The 16,587-nt window shown below is 43.3% G+C and carries 14 protein-coding genes; 5 read left to right on the top strand and 9 right to left on the bottom strand.

Annotation, left to right across the window (positions count from 1 at the left end):
- Positions 1–293 precede the first annotated feature (293 nt).
- On the top strand, positions 294–1,046 hold the full coding sequence (gene phbB / locus BM090_RS13825; RefSeq protein WP_091514404.1) for an acetoacetyl-CoA reductase: 753 nt from the start codon (positions 294–296) through the stop codon (positions 1,044–1,046).
- Positions 1,047–1,116: 70 nt separating this feature from the next.
- On the opposite strand, the gene BM090_RS13820 is transcribed toward phbB, so the two are convergent.
- From BM090_RS13820 to BM090_RS13810, 3 genes are all read right to left on the bottom strand, one after another.
- Complete coding sequence (locus tag BM090_RS13820; RefSeq protein WP_091514402.1) at positions 1,117–1,533, bottom strand: hypothetical protein; 417 nt, start codon at positions 1,531–1,533, stop codon at positions 1,117–1,119.
- A 526-nt stretch (positions 1,534–2,059) separates the two neighbouring features.
- Positions 2,060–4,396, bottom strand: coding sequence for a TonB-dependent receptor (locus tag BM090_RS13815; protein WP_091514400.1), 2,337 nt, complete (start codon positions 4,394–4,396; stop codon positions 2,060–2,062).
- Positions 4,397–4,532: 136 nt separating this feature from the next.
- Complete coding sequence (locus tag BM090_RS13810) at positions 4,533–4,994, bottom strand: metal-dependent hydrolase (RefSeq protein WP_091514397.1); 462 nt, start codon at positions 4,992–4,994, stop codon at positions 4,533–4,535.
- A 154-nt stretch (positions 4,995–5,148) separates the two neighbouring features.
- Between BM090_RS13810 and BM090_RS13805 the strand changes: the two genes are divergently transcribed.
- Positions 5,149–6,099 (top strand): C40 family peptidase, encoded by a 951-nt coding sequence (locus tag BM090_RS13805; protein ID WP_177199939.1) that lies wholly within the window; start codon positions 5,149–5,151, stop codon positions 6,097–6,099.
- Here BM090_RS13805 and BM090_RS13800 read toward each other — a convergent pair.
- Together BM090_RS13800 and BM090_RS13795 are read right to left on the bottom strand one after the other, a co-directional pair.
- On the bottom strand, positions 6,096–6,950 hold the full coding sequence (locus tag BM090_RS13800) for a hydroxymethylglutaryl-CoA lyase (protein WP_091514391.1): 855 nt from the start codon (positions 6,948–6,950) through the stop codon (positions 6,096–6,098). The two genes, BM090_RS13805 and BM090_RS13800, sit on opposite strands and share 4 nt — an antisense overlap.
- A gap of 42 nt (positions 6,951–6,992) precedes the next feature.
- Entirely contained in the window at positions 6,993–7,541 is a 549-nt protein-coding gene (locus tag BM090_RS13795) for a gamma carbonic anhydrase family protein (protein WP_091514388.1), read from the bottom strand.
- 254 nt (positions 7,542–7,795) lie between these two features.
- Here BM090_RS13795 and fmt point away from each other — a divergent pair, with 254 nt between their 5' ends.
- Genes fmt through BM090_RS13780 form a run of 3 tightly spaced genes read left to right on the top strand, consistent with a single transcriptional unit; the run spans position 7,796 to position 10,579 of the window.
- The gene (gene fmt / locus BM090_RS13790) at positions 7,796–8,740 is read left to right on the top strand and encodes a methionyl-tRNA formyltransferase (RefSeq protein WP_262487671.1); all 945 of its coding nucleotides are present in this window, start codon (positions 7,796–7,798) and stop codon (positions 8,738–8,740) included.
- Positions 8,741–8,787: 47 nt separating this feature from the next.
- On the top strand, positions 8,788–9,543 hold the full coding sequence (gene truA / locus BM090_RS13785) for a tRNA pseudouridine(38-40) synthase TruA (protein ID WP_091514384.1): 756 nt from the start codon (positions 8,788–8,790) through the stop codon (positions 9,541–9,543).
- 13 nt (positions 9,544–9,556) lie between these two features.
- The gene (locus BM090_RS13780) at positions 9,557–10,579 is read left to right on the top strand and encodes a DUF4421 family protein (RefSeq protein ID WP_091514381.1); all 1,023 of its coding nucleotides are present in this window, start codon (positions 9,557–9,559) and stop codon (positions 10,577–10,579) included.
- A 67-nt stretch (positions 10,580–10,646) separates the two neighbouring features.
- Here BM090_RS13780 and BM090_RS13775 read toward each other — a convergent pair whose 3' ends face one another.
- The 4 genes from BM090_RS13775 to porX all read right to left on the bottom strand — a co-directional run bounded on the left by BM090_RS13775 (position 10,647) and on the right by porX (position 16,564).
- Complete coding sequence (locus BM090_RS13775) at positions 10,647–10,868, bottom strand: DUF2795 domain-containing protein (RefSeq protein WP_091514377.1); 222 nt, start codon at positions 10,866–10,868, stop codon at positions 10,647–10,649.
- A 279-nt stretch (positions 10,869–11,147) separates the two neighbouring features.
- On the bottom strand, positions 11,148–12,359 hold the full coding sequence (gene sucC / locus BM090_RS13770; RefSeq protein WP_091514374.1) for an ADP-forming succinate--CoA ligase subunit beta: 1,212 nt from the start codon (positions 12,357–12,359) through the stop codon (positions 11,148–11,150).
- A gap of 460 nt (positions 12,360–12,819) precedes the next feature.
- Complete coding sequence (locus BM090_RS13765) at positions 12,820–14,676, bottom strand: pseudouridine synthase (protein WP_091514370.1); 1,857 nt, start codon at positions 14,674–14,676, stop codon at positions 12,820–12,822.
- Positions 14,677–14,995: 319 nt separating this feature from the next.
- Positions 14,996–16,564, bottom strand: coding sequence for a T9SS response regulator signal transducer PorX (gene porX / locus BM090_RS13755; protein ID WP_091514363.1), 1,569 nt, complete (start codon positions 16,562–16,564; stop codon positions 14,996–14,998).
- Positions 16,565–16,587: the final 23 nt, after the last annotated feature.

Here is a 16,587-nt window from a genome sequence, read left to right as displayed (position 1 = left end):
ATGAGCTTCTGCAAAAATAACTAAATATCTGGCAGGAAGGTTTCTCCCAGCGATTTGATTCGATTGAGAACGATGTTGTCGCAATTAGTGCTTCTGTGTATTGTTATATTTGACTGATAAAAACCCAATATTATATTTTATTTTTTTTAGTAAAAATATTTATTTATTCAAAATAAATACCATAACTTAAAAGCAGAATCCATGTAGGTTACTTTCTACAAGATTCGGTTGCTAACAAAACACATCATCTCTATAACACAAAACAATTACAGTTATTACACCATTTCTTCATTATGACAAACGAACCGAACACAAAAAGAGTAGCTTTAGTAACAGGTGCAACGGGTGGCTTGGGTACGGCCATGTGCAAAAAATTGTATGACGACGGTTATACCGTAGTAGGCAGCTATCGCAGCCAAACCAAAGCTGACGAATGGAAAGCCCAAATGAAAGCCGAAGGTTATGACATTGAGCTTTTTCAGGCCGACGTATCGGATTTTGATTCTTGCGGACGCATGATTGCGGCCATCGAGGAAAAAGTAGGACCTGTGGATATTTTGGTGAATAATGCGGGTATTACGCGCGACCGCGCTTTCCACAAAATGACCAAAGAAATGTGGGACGATGTAATTGGCACAAACCTAACCAGCGTATTTAATTGTTCGCGCCACGTAATCGAAAGCATGATAAAACGCAATTTTGGGCGAATTATCAATATTTCGTCCGTAAACGGCCAACGCGGACAGTTCGGCCAAGCCAACTATTCGGCAGCGAAAGCGGGTATGCACGGCTTTACCAAAACATTGGCGATGGAAGTAGCGCAAAAAGGCATTACCGTAAACACTATTTCACCTGGTTACATCGGGACGGACATGGTAATGGCCGTAAAAGAAGAGATTCGCAATCAAATCGTGGCACAAATTCCGTTGGGGCGTTTGGGAGGTACGGAAGAGGTAGCGCATTTGGTGTCGTTTTTGGCTTCCGACAAAGCAAGTTTTATTACTGGTGCGAATTACGCCATCAATGGTGGTCAACACGTAGCCTAATATTTAATCGCGATAAACATACGAAAAGGACTTTCTTAATTAAAAGAAAGTCCTTTTCGTATGTTTAGTATTATGCAATTTCAGAAGTATTGGCAAGCCAAGTTTCTGCTTCGGCTAATTCCAGAAAGTATTCTTTATTGAAATTCATATCAATCGCAGACATTTTATTCTGCATATTTTGCGCGGAAAGTTTAGTGAACAACTTTTTGGAAGGCAAAATTGCCATATCCAAACGCCCAAGCTGCTTGAGGGCTGCTGGAAAAAATACTGTTGTCATCCACGCATAGGCCTCCATACTCACATTGCCCAACGCGCGTTGATCGTTAATGGCTTTACGCAAATCCAAATCCTGCATCGCTTTCAAAGCCGCTTGCCAACCTTTCTTATATTGTTCATTTGTCAAATCACCCGACCAAACCAAACGAGCAAAAGGTTCACGCTCGTTCTTTTCTATTGTCAAGTATGTTTCTTTAAATATAATTGCCATATTTTACGTTGTTGTTGTTTGTTATCACAAAGTTACAATAGTGTAAAAAAATTATATACAAAATTAAAATGTTTTTTTACTAATGTACGTTTAAATCAGCAAAATGATTCAATAAACAGAATAATATATTAGATTTATATACATTGCTATTTATAACAAACAAGCCATATAATCAATAAAACACCAGAATTATTTATTTTTTTAAAAAATTGGCCCAATACAACTTATTTTATTTCAAAAGTAACATATTATTTTACCAAACACTCCGCATGCAATAGGGTATTAATTTGTTCTTGCGCAATAAAGCATAACAAATGTTACTAAAAATGCTTGTAAGATATTATGAAAGTTTGATATGTTATTGATGTTATCTACCTATCAGACAATTAAAGAATATATAATAATCAATAAGCATAGCAAAAGTAACTACATCCCTGAAATATTTTTTTGGAATTGCAAACCCGCCCATAACATACTCTGTATCTGATGATTTTCCTCTCTAAATCACTCAACATATTTTCTGCTTCTAGAACTTAAAATTATAGGTTACGGACGGTATAATCGGGAACAAGGAAACTTGTTTGGCCTGAATGCCTTTGATTTGGCCTGTACCGTCGGGGTTTTCTGTTACCGTCTCGAAGTAAATAAAATACGGATTCATGCGGCTGTACAAGTTATAAATGCTAAATGTCCAGTCGGCCTCGCCCCAACGCGGATGCGTTTTTAGCACCAATCCCACATCCATGCGATGATACGCAGGCATTCGGAACGTGTTGCGCAACGCACCATAATCAGGCACAAGCTGAATTCCCGGTACGGGCGAGGTCGTGCCGTTGATGTCTTGGTAATAATAGCGGCCTTTAGGCAGCGTAATGGCATTGCCAGTGTTATAAATCCACGAAGCACTCAGGCTCAAACGCTTGCTAATCTGATACATCACTACGACCGAAATGTCGTGGCGACGGTCATAACGCGGATGGAATTTTTGCCCCTGACTAATTTCGTCGAACTGCCGCCAAGCCCACGCCAACGTATAACCAATCCACCCTGTAAGTCTGCCGTTTTTCTTTTCCAAATAAAATTCTGTGCCGTAGGCCGAACCTTTCCCAAACACAAAAGTTGTGTCCAATTGGCTGTTAATGAACAGGTTTGAACCGTCTTTAAAATCGACTTGATTACGCATTTGTTTGTAATACACTTCGTTGGTAAACAGCAATTTTCCGTCCAAAAACGTAGTGCTATACGAGGCGGCCAACTGGTCGGCATTTTGCGGACGCGTGCGCCCTCCCGACGGATACCACAAATCTGTGGGCAAGGACGAACCCGAACTTGAAACCAAGTTAAGGTACTGATACATACGCGAATAACCGAGTTTGAGAGAGCTATTTTCGTCGAGCATATAACGCGCCGAAATACGCGGTTCTACGCCTCCCATGTACTCGCCGCTGCGTTCCATGCCCGAAAGGCGCACACCGCCATTGAGTTGCCAACGCGGATTGATGGTATAGTCATCTGAAACATAAATGCCGTATTCGCGGGCAGTGAGCTGCTCGCCCACACTGAACGAAAATTCTCCGTCCGAACTCGCTCCACTGGCGCGGCCAATGTCAAAAACATGGTGCGTTGCTTCTGCCCCAAACTGAATGTTATGTTTTTCGTAACCCGTATAATTGAAGTTTGTTTTGAGGGTATAATCTTTTACGCCCGAACCCAAACTAAATTTAAAACCGCTGAAATCGTTGTGAATACCGTAGTTATAACCCGCATACACCAACGAAGTATTAGCAAATAGATGCGGCGAAAACACGTGATTCCAACGCAAGGAAGAGGCCGTATTTCCCCAATCAAAATTAACTGTAAAACGATTTTGATTGTAATGAAAAACGTCGCGGCCATAGTAGCCGCTGAAAAACAAACGGTCTTTGTCGCCTAACTCGTAATTCAGTTTGGCATTAAGGTCATAGAAATAATAATCTGGAATTGGCTGATAATCAGGCTTGCTTTTTTGAGAATCGTTGTAACGGCGCGTAAACGTATCGAAATACGTGCGCCGAGCCGATACAATAAAAGCCGATTTGTTTTTTTGAATAGGCCCTTCGACCAAAAGGCGCGACGAAATAAGCCCAATGCCGCCCGTAGCCGAATATTTTTCTTGGTTGCCTTCACGAAGTTTCACGTCCACCACCGACGAGAGTCTGCCGCCATATTGCGACGGAAAGCCGCCTTTGTACAAATCCAGTCCTTTGACGGCATCGCTATTGAACACGCTAAAAAAACCAAATAAGTGCGAGGCGTTATAAACGGGCGCATCGTCCAGAAGCATCAGGTTTTGGTCTGCACCACCGCCACGTACATAAATGCCGCTTGTGCCCTCCCCGCCCGACTTTACGCCAGGTTTGAGTTGCAGTGTTTTGAGAATATCCACTTCCCCAAACAGCGCAGGCAAGAGTTTCGCTTCGCGCATATCAATACTGGTTACGCTCATTTGCGTAGATTGGATTTGCTCTTTGTAGGATTTTTGTTCCGTAACTACCACCTCTTGCAGCGTAGTTTGTGAGGCAAGCGCAACGTTTATAGTTTGATTTTTTGTAGCAGAAATCGTTTTGCGGCTGGTCGTGTAGCCCACATACGAAAACAACAAAGTAAGCGTATCGGCAGCAGCTATTTCAAGTATATAATTTCCTGAAATATCAGCACTTGTGCCTTTTTGAAGCGAAGGAGCAAAAACTGTCGCGCCAATGAGTGGCTCATTGTTCTGTGCATCTTTTATGCGGCCACGAACTACAATATTTTGAGCAAAAAGCTCATTGGTAAATAGCCAAAATAAGTTGGAGAATATCAGTAAACGTATGAAATAGGTCATTCTTCTTTGATGATTTACGCGCTAAAAACGTTCAAAACGTTGTCTATGTTGTACAATATGTAGTTATAGACATACACTTTCTATTTTTTGCTTAGAGTCATCAAAAGAGAGTAGGTTTAGTGAAGATTTAATCAAATTACCAGTCTTTTTGTGCTTTTAGCGTGGTAATGTGTGCTAAATGATGATTCCCGTGCCAAGCATAAAGCCCAATTGCTTCATTTAGGGAATATGTTTTTTCATATTTTGGGTGAAAAAAAGTGCGCAAAAGTTGTTGTTCGTCAAGGCTTTGGAGCAGTGCCGCCCAAAGTTGCTCTTCGTAAGGCTTAATAGTGGGGTTTTCTTCCGTAAGGCTCAATTTAAAACGAATATAGCTGTTCAGGTGGCTGTCGGCGCAATGATGTACCACTTGGCGCAACGTCCAGCCTTCGGGGCGGTATGGCGTATCCAGTTGGCTATCAGAAAGCTGCAATACTTCTTTACGCAGCCTCTCAGGAAAAGAAGCAATCTCTTCTATCCAAGTGGCGAGTTGTGCGGATGTGATGGTGTCGGGTTTGGCAAATGTCCCGATAGGAAAACGGAGTTTGTCGTTGGGTTGCATGATGGCCTATAAAAAGTTGATTATTAGCACCAATAATTTGCGAAATAATTCATAAAAACAATTTTCTTTCAAAATAATTAGGAGACCTTTTGCAGCGGCGGTAATCATTCATCAAAAACAAAGAAACTACCTCACTTAAAATTTGATGATCGCCATGAAAATGACCCTGTTACTGCTGCTTTTGTTGCCTGTATTGGCTGTTGGTCAGTCTTTTGAGAAGTTAGAAAAACTCTACACACAGCAACGCTACGAAAAACTAATTTGCAAGAGCCAAAAAGCCGCCCGCAAATATCCGCGTGCCGCCGTGCCACATTTCTATAAAGCCAAAGCCTATTTTGCTATTGCCCAAAGCCCCGACCGCGATTTGCGCCAACAGTACCCCGACGCGGCTAACGAGTGCATGAAAGCCTTGTTCGTGGTACAAACCAAAGACCAAACCCATACGCTGCTGGGCAGTGCCGACACTGTTTTTATGGTGGCTGTGAGTCGTTTTTTGCAAGAAAATGTCAGTAAGTCTATGGCTGCTAACAACTTGCCCGAAGCCAAGCGTTACGCGCAAATGGCGATTCGGTTGTTTGCCGACACTACGCCCCAGTACGCAATTTTGTATCCGTCCGTACCCAAAACCGCCATCACTCAAAGCCTGTCCGCGGCCAAAGATAGCAGTGTTATTAGTCCAAATCTGCCACTTTGGGTTGTACCAACCCAACAGCCCAACCGCCAAGACGTGGTACAAGTTGCTAAAAAATTGGTTGGTGCGCGGTATCATTGGACGGGCGAAACCCCCAAAACGGGTTTTGATTGTTCGGGGTTGCTGCTCTACGTGATGCGTAATTTTGGTTACGATTTTATTCATGGCACAAAAGAAATGGCACAACTCGGAAAAGAAGTGCCATTGCAAGAAGCCCAAAAGGGAGATTGGGTATTTTTTGGAGAACGTGGCGCGGATAACACTTATCACATCCGACACGTGGGCATGATTATTTCCGACAAAGGCCAAACCCCCGAAGTGATTCATTCGGTTACGCGCGGCGTGGCTACCAACCGCCTCGATGCGGGCTATTGGTCGCGCCAAGTGCTGTTCGTGCGCTCGGTGTTGGACTAACCAAATATTTGCGAAGAAAAAGCAAAGGCTTCGCCGAAAGCAGCTTTATCTAATTGTAAATCAATATTTTTACTTTCAAAAAACGAAATAAGTTGTTCGGTGGCTACGTTGCCCGTCAGGTCGTCTTTGGCCATTGGGCAGCCGCCGAACCCACGTATTGCCCCGTCGAAATGCCGACAACCAGCCGCGTAAGCCGCAGCGATTTTCTCTTGTGCCGTGTGCGGTGTAGAATGCAAATGCGCCGAAAAAATAGTTTGCGGATATTGGGCAGTGAGTTGCTCGAAAAGCGGACTAATATTTTCGGGTTGCGAAACGCCAATCGTATCCGAAAGAGCAATCGTAGAAATTCCCATTTGCACCAACTTTTCTGACAAAGCCGCCACTTGCGCCACGCTGTACGCTTCGCCGTAAGGATTGCCGAAACTCATAGACAAATACACAATCAGTTGTTTGCCAGTCTCTTGACAAATCTGTTGTATTTCAGCCACTTCCGTCAGGGCTTGCGCAATGGTTTTGTTGGTGTTGCGCATCTGGAACGTTTCGGACACCGAAAGCGGAAAACCCAGAAATGAAATTTGTTCAAAAGCTGCCGCCTCTTTCGCGCCGCGCACGTTGGCCACAATAGCCAGCAGTTTGGTACACAGATTTAGTTCCAAACCCGCTAACACCTCGGCGGTATCGCGCAGTTGCGGAATGGCTTTGGCCGACACAAAACTTCCAAAATCCAAAACAGGAAAACCAACCTTCAAAAGTTTGTTTAAATAATTGATTTTCTGCTCTGTGGGCACAAAGTCGTGTAGCCCTTGCATGGCATCACGCGGGCATTCGGTAATAAAAACTTGATTGGACATATAAAGAAATTTGGTGTGTTAATGGGCAATTATCGCCGTGATTTAGGGGCGTATCAAATCTTCTTGTGAAAGATTTTCGCCTTCCTCAAACCATTTGGCATACATAATATAGTTGTTGGCCGTGCGCGGAAACACTTCGGCCATTTCCGACGAAACAGGTTTCACTTTTTGAGCAGGAGCACCAGCATATATCCAACCGCGTTCTACTACCGTATTTTGCAAAACTACTGCACCAGCCGCCACAATAGCACCACTTTGTACGTGAGCATTGTCCATGACGATAGCACCCATTCCAATAAGTACGTTATCGTCGATGGTACAGCCATGAACGATAGCATTGTGCGCAATGGAAACATTACTACCAATGATTGTCGCAGCTTTTTGGTACGTGCAGTGAATTACTGCGCCGTCCTGTATATTGGTGCGGTCGCCGATGCGAATACTGTGCACATCGCCACGCACAACGGCATTAAACCAAACGCTACATTGGTCGCCCATTTGCACGTCTCCGACTACAGTGGCATTGTCGGCCAAGAAACAATCTTTACCAAACTGTGGCTTTACGCCTTTCACAGATTTAATTAAAGCCATGATTTTAAATGTTTTAGGTTGAAAAAAGTAATAGATGCGGTCTTACGTTTTTGCGCCGCCCTTGCAGGTCAAAAATACCACAAAAAATGCATTTAATGTTTATTACTTTTATAGTATCGCGTTTAATCAAAAATACGTTCCGCGTTACATATGAATATTTGCGTGCCCCCTACTCTATTTTTATTTACCCTAAAACCACATTCTTTCACTAATTTTACGCCCCACAATCCACATTAGTTTTTATTTTGCTGGGCATGAACAACAAAAATCTTAGAATCATTTTTATGGGAACGCCCGAATTTGCCGTTCCTTGTTTAGATATTTTGGTAGAAAACGGCTACAACGTCGTGGCTGTGATTACCTCCCCCGACAAACCCGCAGGGCGCGGCCTGCAACTGGCACACTCTCCAGTGAAGGCGGCGGCACTCACCCACAACATACCAGTTTTGCAACCCGAAAAGCTCAAAGACCCCGCGTTTTTGGAAACGTTGCGTAGCTACGAAGCCGATTTGCAAATTGTGGTAGCCTTCCGTATGTTGCCAGAAGCCGTTTGGAATATGCCACGGTTAGGAACATTCAATTTGCACGCATCTTTGTTGCCGCAATACAGAGGCGCAGCCCCCATTAACTGGGCAATCATCAATGGCGAAACACAAACAGGCATTACGACATTTTTCTTGCAACACGAGATAGACACAGGCGACATTATTCTCAAAGAAACCGAAAACATTTTACCCACCGACAACGTCGGCACGCTGTACGAGCGACTCATGCACAAAGGTGCAGGCCTTGTGTTGCGTACCGTGCAAGCCATCGAAGCCAACGCCGTGCAACCAACGCCACAAGTCTTTGATGCACCGCTTAAAGCCGCTCCCAAAATCTTTAAGGAGACCTGTCGCATCAACTTTGAGCAAACTGCCGAGCAAATCCACAACTTTGTACGCGGCCTAAGTCCCTACCCTGCCGCTTGGACTTTACTTAATGGTAAATCTTGCAAAGTCTTCAAAACTAATTTGGTTGATACAGATGTAAATGCCGCCGTTGGGCAGCTTTTTACCGACCACAAAACCTTTTTGCACGTCGGTACGGCCAAAGGTTTGTTAGCGATTGAAGAGTTACAAACTGAAGGTAAAAAGCGAATGAACATTGCGGAGTTTCTACGCGGCAACAAAATCGCCGAAGGAACTGTTATGGAATAAATTACGCCCAACCAAACAGCTATTTTCCATTTTCTAACCCCATTATTTTGCGATATTTCATTGATGTAGCCTACAAAGGCACAAATTATCATGGCTGGCAAAAACAAGAGAACGCCCGAACCGTACAAGAGGTATTAGAATTGGCCTTAGGCAAATTGCTGCGCTGCGAGCGTGTCGAAACGCTGGGCAGTGGCCGCACGGATACGGGTGTTCATGCCTTGCAACAGCTTGTACATTTCGACATCCCGATAGTTATCGCCGACCCCAGCCGCTTTGTCTATCAACTCAACGCCATTTTGCCGCCCGACATCGCCGCCAATGGCCTTTGGCTGGTGGCCGACACGGCACATGCACGTTTTGATGCTATTTCCAGAAGCTATCAGTATCATATTTGCACGCGCAAAATACCATTTCTCCCAAATGAGCGTTATTGCTTCACGCGGCCTGTCGAGGTGAAGAAAATGAACGAAGCCGCCGCCGTATTACTTCAGCATCAAGACTTTGAGGCGTTTAGTAAGGTCAAGACAGAAGTAAATAACTTTTTGTGTCACATCACGCGAGCGCAGTGGCAACAGCCCGACGCGCATAGTTTGGTGTTTCACATCTCGGCCAATCGGTTTTTGCGCGGCATGGTGCGCGCCATCGTCGGCACATTGCTGGAAGTAGGCGTGGGACGAATGAGCGTAGAAGAATTTGAACAAATCATTTTGTCCCGCAACCGCAATAAAGCAGGTCGCAGCGCACCGCCCGAAGGTTTATTTTTATCGGAGGTGGTTTATCCAACAGAAGTTCTTAAAATATAGTTGTTTGGTTGTAATGCAAAAAAAAGTTTTTAGTGTAACGTTTCTTTTGTTGATAATCAATTGTTTGATAGAAAATCAGGCACAAGCACAAATGCGCCTGATTAACAAAATCATTCGCCCAGACATTGACACCAATTATATTACACTCTATCCGCGTAAGCTAATGACTTACACGGCCATTTCGCGCAAGTATCTTTCTTTTTATCTAAGAAATAAAAGAAATACGGCGGTGGCGCGTTACAATCCCAACGTAAACAACAACTTAAATTTTGGGGTTTTGTATTCGGGCATTGGTTTGGAATACTCTTTTTTTACGTTCAAGAAAGACAACAAAGAAGATTTGTCGCTGTATGGAAGCACCTATTTGCGTGACTTTCAGCTCAATTTATACGCCCAACAATTCGGCATAGATTTGGTTTCACAAAACTATAAAGGTTTCTATCTGAACAACCCACAAGATTTTAACAAAACATGGGAAAAAGGCAACGTGTATCCGCAGCGCGACGACATCAAGGTTACCAATCAGGCACTTAACTTTTATTATATCCTGAATTATCGCAAGTTTTCGTATCAGTCGGCATTCAGGCAAACGCGCCACCAATGCCGCAGCGCGGGTTCGGTGATGCTGATGGCGGGAGCTTCCAACTATTCCATTGAAGCGGATTCTAACTTGATTCCATATGCAGCAGACTCTACCAAATTTCGGGAATCAGAGACATTTTTGGGCGGGCGATTCATCGACTTTTCGATACTGGGCGGCTACGGACATACGTTTGTCTGGCGGCGTTGGTATGTGTCGGGGACAGTGTTGGGCGGCTTTGGCGTACAAGCTCAAAAATATCAAACAGCCATAGAGGACAAACGCGGCGTACGGGGTATTGGCCGACTTTACACACGTTTTGCGGCTGGTTACAACGACAGGCGTTTCTTTACAGGTGTATCTTATTTGCTCGACCGCAAAACTACACAAGTTGATAAATTGGTATTAGGTGGCGAGTTAAGCAACTTGCGTTTCTTTATGGGAGTGCGGTTTTAATGACTACTCCACAAAAGATAAATGGCTACAAAATACTGGATACCAGCGTCTTGTAGCCATTTTTTTTTTAATATTCGTCTTCGTTAAAAAAGAAGTCGTCTTTGGTAGGATAGTCAGGCCAAATTTCCTCGATACTTTCGTAAGGCTGTCCTTCATCTTCCAACTCTTGCAAATTCTCTACCACCTCCGAAGGCGCACCAGAACGAATGGCATAGTCAATCAATTCGTCTTTCGTGGCTGGCCAAGGTGCATCTTCTAAGTAAGAAGCCAATTCGAGTGTCCAGTACATAGTTCTTTTTCTTTATTGTTACACAAAATGTTTGCTACACCGGAGCGTTTTCTGGATTTTTTGCGGAAAGCCCATAAAAATTTAATGTTTTACTATCCGATGCCCTGCAAAAATAAAAAAGTTAAGCAAAATTCCAAATCTTACTACATTTTTTTGGAAACGTGTTTGTTTGTTAATAACAAAGCTTTTTTGTATCTGCTATGATTATCAACAAAAAACGCTTCAAACTGTGAGGTCTGAAGCGTTTTTATTTTTTTAATAAAAGTATTGATACAGCGATTAAGCTAATACTTCTTTTACTTTTTGAGCTGCGTCTTTCAACAATACAGCCGAGAATACTTTAAGACCAGACTCGTCGATGATACGTGCGCCTTCTTCAGCGTTAGTACCTTGCAAACGAACGATAATTGGCACTTTAATATCTCCGATGTTTTTGTAAGCCTCAACCACACCATTAGCCACGCGGTCGCAACGAACGATACCACCGAACACGTTGATAAGGATAGCTTTTACGTTAGGATCTTTCAAAATGATACGGAAACCAGCTTCTACTGTTTTAGCGTTAGCCCCGCCACCTACGTCCAAGAAGTTAGCAGGTTCGCCACCAGCCAATTTAATAACGTCCATTGTAGCCATTGCCAAGCCTGCGCCGTTTACCATACAACCTACGTTACCATCCAATTTCACGTAGTTAAGGTGGTTTTCACCAGCTTCTACTTCCAATGGATCTTCTTCCGTAATGTCGCGAAGCTCTGCCAAATCAGGGTGACGGTACAAAGCGTTGTCGTCAAGATTTACTTTCGCATCTACGGCCAAAATTTTGTCGTCAGAAGTTTTCAACACTGGGTTGATTTCGAACATAGATGAATCTGTATCTACGTAAGCATTGTAAAGAGCGTGTAGGAATTTCACCATCTCTTTGAAGGCGTTGCCGCTCAGACCCAAAGCAAACGCAATTTTGCGTGTTTGGAATGCTTGCAAACCTACCAATGGGTCAATCCACTCTTTGAAGATTTTTTCAGGAGTATGTTCCGCTACTTCTTCGATGTCCATACCACCTTCTGTACTTGCCATGATTACGTTGTGGCCAGAAGCACGGTCAAGCAAAATACTAACATAGTATTCCTTTGGGGCAGAAGCACCTGGATAGTAAACATCTTGTGCCACAAGCACTTTGTTTACTTTTTTGCCTTCTGCGCCAGTTTGGTGCGTTACCAACACACCACCCAAAATAGCAGCTGCTTTAGGAGCTACATCTTCAAGGCTTTTAGCCAAAACTACACCGTTTGAGCCTGTTTCATTGATTTTACCTTTACCGCGACCGCCAGCATGGATTTGCGCTTTAATCACATACCATGTTGTGCCTGTTTCGGCATTTAGTTGTTTGGCGGCGGCTGTTGCTTGTTCTGGCGTATCAGCTACAACGCCTTCTTGCACGCGAACGCCATACTTTTTAAGAATAGCTTTGGCTTGATATTCGTGAATGTTCATAATTATTAGGGGTTTGGCACGAAAGTAATGTATTTGTGATTAGTTTCAAAAGACTTTTGTCAGGCATTCCTTTTTTTGTGCTATTTCTCAATAGAAAAATATTTATTTGATTCTAATTCAAGGTTTTAACACAACTAATGCAGAACTGTTGCTTTTTATTCTAGTAGAGCTTTTATACAAATAAACGCAAAAAAGCTAACGTTTGCACAACGTTATTATATTTTTACTTATCCAAGGATTTACTGTTGATGTATTGTGATATAGATAAGACTACTTATACAAAAAAGTGGAGGAGAAATATCGTTACAATTAAGCTGGAAACACGCCGCGTATAATGTGTTACGAGCTTATGCCGAAGTGCTGAGTTAGTTTTTTAGTTGAATAATATAAAAATTAAAGGCGGCTGAATCTGGAATTATCCTGACTCAACCGCCTTTCTTGTTTTACCAATTAACAAGAATTATTTTAAGAAATATTTGAGGTTAATCACTTCTTTTTCAGTGAGATAACGCCAGTGTCCGCGCGACAAATTTTTCTTGTCAAGGCCTGCGTACATTACGCGGTCGAGGCGAACAACGTCATAACCCAAATGTTCGAAAATACGTCTAACGATACGGTTACGGCCAATATGAATGGCAATTCCCAAAATGCTACGATCTGGCGAAAGGATTTCCAATTCGTCCACTTGCGCTGTACCATCTTCCAATTCCAAACCCGCCATGATTTTTTCATAATCTTCTTCGGTAAGCGGTTTGTCCAAATCTACCTGATAAATTTTGGTAATTTTTTGGGATGGGTGCGAAAGTTTGTCGGCCAACTCGCCGTCGTTGGTAAGTAAAAGCAAACCCGTTGTGTTGCGGTCGAGGCGACCCACTGGGTAAATGCGTTCCTCGCAAGCCGAAGCCACCAACTGCATGACTGTTTTGCGCTCTTCAGGGTCGTCGGTAGTCGTTATGAAATCTTTCGGCTTGTTCAAAAGCACATAAACATTCTTTTCACGACTTAATTTTTTTTTTCCGTATTTCACTACGTCGGTTGGTTGCACGCGAAAACCCATCTCCGTAACGACAGTGCCATTAACAGAAATAAGACCATCGTGAATCAATTTGTCGGCATCGCGGCGCGAACAAACACCCGAATTTGCAATATAACGGTTCAGGCGAATGCCTTGTTCTATGCTGCGATCAGGTTCGTTTTTGTGGTGCTTTTCGTAATGTTTGAAGTCGTAAGACGGTGGGCCATCTTGATCATAATCATTGTTACGACGTGCATATTTATTAACAAATTTATCTGATTTGTCTTCTGAAAAGTTGTTGCGACCGCCTCTGCTTTTGAATTTAGGGCGTGCAGCTTCTGCGCGGCTACGAGCATTGGCTTCTTTTCTTTCAAAATAACCACCTTCTCTGTTGCCGCCTTTGTCCGATGAAAAATCGCGGTCAGAAGATTTTTTGAAGTCAGGACGAGATGAAGAATTTTCGCGGCTGCGGAAACCGCCTTCTTTTTTATCAAAACGTCCGCCTCTGTCCGACGAAAAATCGCGGTCAGAAGATTTTTTGAAGTCAGGACGAGATGAAGAATTTTCGCGGCTGCGGAAACCACCTTCTTTTTTATCAAAACGTCCGCCTCTGTCCGACGAGAAGTCGCGGTCCGAAGATTTTTTGAAGTCTGAACGGAACGAAGAATTTTCGCGGCTGCGGAAACCACCTTCTTTTTTATCAAAACGTCCACCTCTGTCCGACGAAAAATCGCGGTCAGAAGATTTTTTGAAGTCTGAACGAGAAGAAGAATTTTCGCGGCTACGGAAGCCACCTTCTTTTTTCTCAAAACGTCCGCCTTTGTCCGACGAGAAATCGCGATCAGAAGATTTTTTGAAGTCAGGACGAGATGAAGAATTTTCGCGGCTGCGGAAGCCACCTTCTTTTTTCTCGAAACGATTGCCTCTATCTGAGGAGAAATCGCGGCCAGAAGATTTTTTGAAGTCAGGACGAGATGAAGACTCTTCGCGGCTACGGAAACCGCCTTCTTTTTTCTCAAAACGATTGCCTCTATCTGAGGAGAAATCGCGGCCAGAAGATTTTTTGAAATCTGGGCGAGACGATGAAGCCTCACGGCTGCGGAAGCCGCCTTCTTTTTTCTCAAAACGGTCATTATTGCCCGAAAAGTCGCGGTTTGATTTCTTGAACTCCGACTGGCCCTCACGGCCACGGAAATTATTGTCAGCAGGTTTGCGCAAGCGCGGTGCTGATTTTGAAGTATCGTTATCAGATTTGGAACGTTGTGAGGACTTTCCAAATGAACGATTTGAATTTCTATTCATTGTGTTTTTTAATATTTACAAAATAAAACCAAGCGAGTCGGCTCAAAGTGCTTTTGCGAACACCTTTACACACAGCCTTACTTCGATTGTTGGTTCAGAAAAATACAGAAGAAAAAAAGATGATGCGCAAAAGATTCTGTCGGCCTATCACAAAGGACTTGTGTTAGATACAAGGGGCGCAAAGGTACGAAAGCCAAATCAGGAATAAAAATATATTGGCAAGTATTTATTTTTTACCTAAAAAAATGATAATCAAGGCTCTACGCTATTAAATTTCCAACGCTACTTTCGGGCAAAAGCAGCGTTGGAAACCTATTTTTTATTTGGAAGAAAGCACGATAAATGGCAAAATCATTTCTTCTAACGAAATGCCGCCATGCTGGAACGTGTCTTTGTAATAGTTCACGTAATAGTTAAAATTGTTGGGGTAGGCAAAGAAATAATCTTGCGTAGTGAACACGTAGGCCGTCGAAACATTGGGTTTGGGCAAAAATAAACGTTCGGGTTTGCGTGCCACAAATACGCCGTTGGTCGAGTCGAAACCTAAATTTTTGCCTTGTTTGTAACGCAAATTAGTGTTCACGCTTTTGTCGCCCACGATTTTGAACGGACGTTTCACGCGGATAGTGCCGTGGTCGGTGGTAATCACAACGCGGCCTTTTTTCTCGGCTATTTTCTTGAGAATATCCAGCAATGGCGAATGCAAAAACCACGACTGCGTAAGCGAACGATACGCCGACTCGTCAGGGGCTAACTCCCGAATCATGGCCGTGTCCGTGCGTGCGTGCGAAAGCATATCCACAAAGTTATACACAATGGCGTTAAACTGGTTGTGAAACAAATTCGGGATTTTGTCGGCCAAATCGCGGCCTTGCGCCGTAGTCAGGATTTTATGATACGAAAACTTGACGTGTCCTAACTTGTTCTTTGCCAATTGTTTGCCCAAAAGTTCGTCTTCGTGGTTGTTCTTGCCTTCTTCCTCGTCGTCGCCAACCCAAAGGTTTGGATATTGGCGTTCGATTTCCGAAGGCATTTGTCCCGCAAAAATCGCGTTACGGGCGTAAGCCGTTGCCGTTGGCAAAATCGAATAGTACGAACTTTCTTCTTCTATCAAGAAATATTCCTGCAAAATCGGTTGCAAAATGCGCCATTGGTCGTAGCGCAAATTATCTATCAAAATAAAGAAAACAGGCGAAGTATCTTTGGTGTCTGCCAGCATCGGAAACACTTTTTTGCGCATAATTTGATGCGACATTACAGGGCGTTCTGCGTCTGGGTCGTTGAGCCATTCTTCGTAGTTGTCGGTTACGAAACGCGCAAAATTGGAGTTTGCCTCGTCTTTTTGCATCACGATAACTTCCGACATACTTTTGTTTTCGGTATTGTCAATTTCTAACTCCCAGAAAACGAGTTTTTTATAAATATCTGCCCATTCCTCATGCCCGATGCGGTCGTTGTAGGCCATGGCCAACTGCCTAAAATCTTGCTGATAGCTCAAGTTGGTTTTTTCGGTTACGAGCCTTTTGTTATCCAATATTTTTTTGAGCGAAAGCAAAATTTGGTTCGGGTTGATGGGCTTAATGAGATAATCCGCAATTTTTGCCCCGATAGCATCTTCCATGATGTGTTCTTCCTCGCTTTTGGTAATCATCACCACAGGCAAATGCGGCCACATTGCCTTGATTTGCGAGAGCGTTTCCAAACCCGTCATGCCTGGCATATTTTCATCTAAGAAAACAATGTCGTAGTTGTTTTCTTGACATTTTTCCAATGCGTCCGAGCCGCTGGTTACAGGCGTGATGTCGCAGTTTTTATTTTTAAGGAAAAGAATATGCGGTTTGAGAAGGTCTATCTCATCGTCTGCCCACAAAATATTGTACTGTTGCATAAGGATAGAAGCTAAAGTGAATG

It is taken from the genome of Flexibacter flexilis DSM 6793 (genome assembly GCF_900112255.1).
GTDB classification, from domain to species: domain Bacteria; phylum Bacteroidota; class Bacteroidia; order Cytophagales; family Flexibacteraceae; genus Flexibacter; species Flexibacter flexilis.
This window is presented reverse-complemented; position numbering and strand designations above follow the sequence as displayed.

Coding starts and splice junctions, on each gene's coding strand:
- BM090_RS13765 (WP_091514370.1), bottom strand. CDS start 14,676: ATGAATAGAAATTCAAATCGTTCATTTGGAAAGTCCTCACAACGTTCC.
- BM090_RS13800 (WP_091514391.1), bottom strand. CDS start 6,950: ATGTCCAATCAAGTTTTTATTACCGAATGCCCGCGTGATGCCATGCAA.
- sucC (WP_091514374.1), bottom strand. CDS start 12,359: ATGAACATTCACGAATATCAAGCCAAAGCTATTCTTAAAAAGTATGGC.
- fmt (WP_262487671.1), top strand. CDS start 7,796: ATGAACAACAAAAATCTTAGAATCATTTTTATGGGAACGCCCGAATTT.
- BM090_RS13820 (WP_091514402.1), bottom strand. CDS start 1,533: ATGGCAATTATATTTAAAGAAACATACTTGACAATAGAAAAGAACGAG.
- porX (WP_091514363.1), bottom strand. CDS start 16,564: ATGCAACAGTACAATATTTTGTGGGCAGACGATGAGATAGACCTTCTC.
- BM090_RS13780 (WP_091514381.1), top strand. CDS start 9,557: ATGCAAAAAAAAGTTTTTAGTGTAACGTTTCTTTTGTTGATAATCAAT.
- BM090_RS13795 (WP_091514388.1), bottom strand. CDS start 7,541: ATGGCTTTAATTAAATCTGTGAAAGGCGTAAAGCCACAGTTTGGTAAA.
- BM090_RS13805 (WP_177199939.1), top strand. CDS start 5,149: ATGAAAATGACCCTGTTACTGCTGCTTTTGTTGCCTGTATTGGCTGTT.
- phbB (WP_091514404.1), top strand. CDS start 294: ATGACAAACGAACCGAACACAAAAAGAGTAGCTTTAGTAACAGGTGCA.
- BM090_RS13815 (WP_091514400.1), bottom strand. CDS start 4,396: ATGACCTATTTCATACGTTTACTGATATTCTCCAACTTATTTTGGCTA.
- BM090_RS13810 (WP_091514397.1), bottom strand. CDS start 4,994: ATGCAACCCAACGACAAACTCCGTTTTCCTATCGGGACATTTGCCAAA.
- BM090_RS13775 (WP_091514377.1), bottom strand. CDS start 10,868: ATGTACTGGACACTCGAATTGGCTTCTTACTTAGAAGATGCACCTTGG.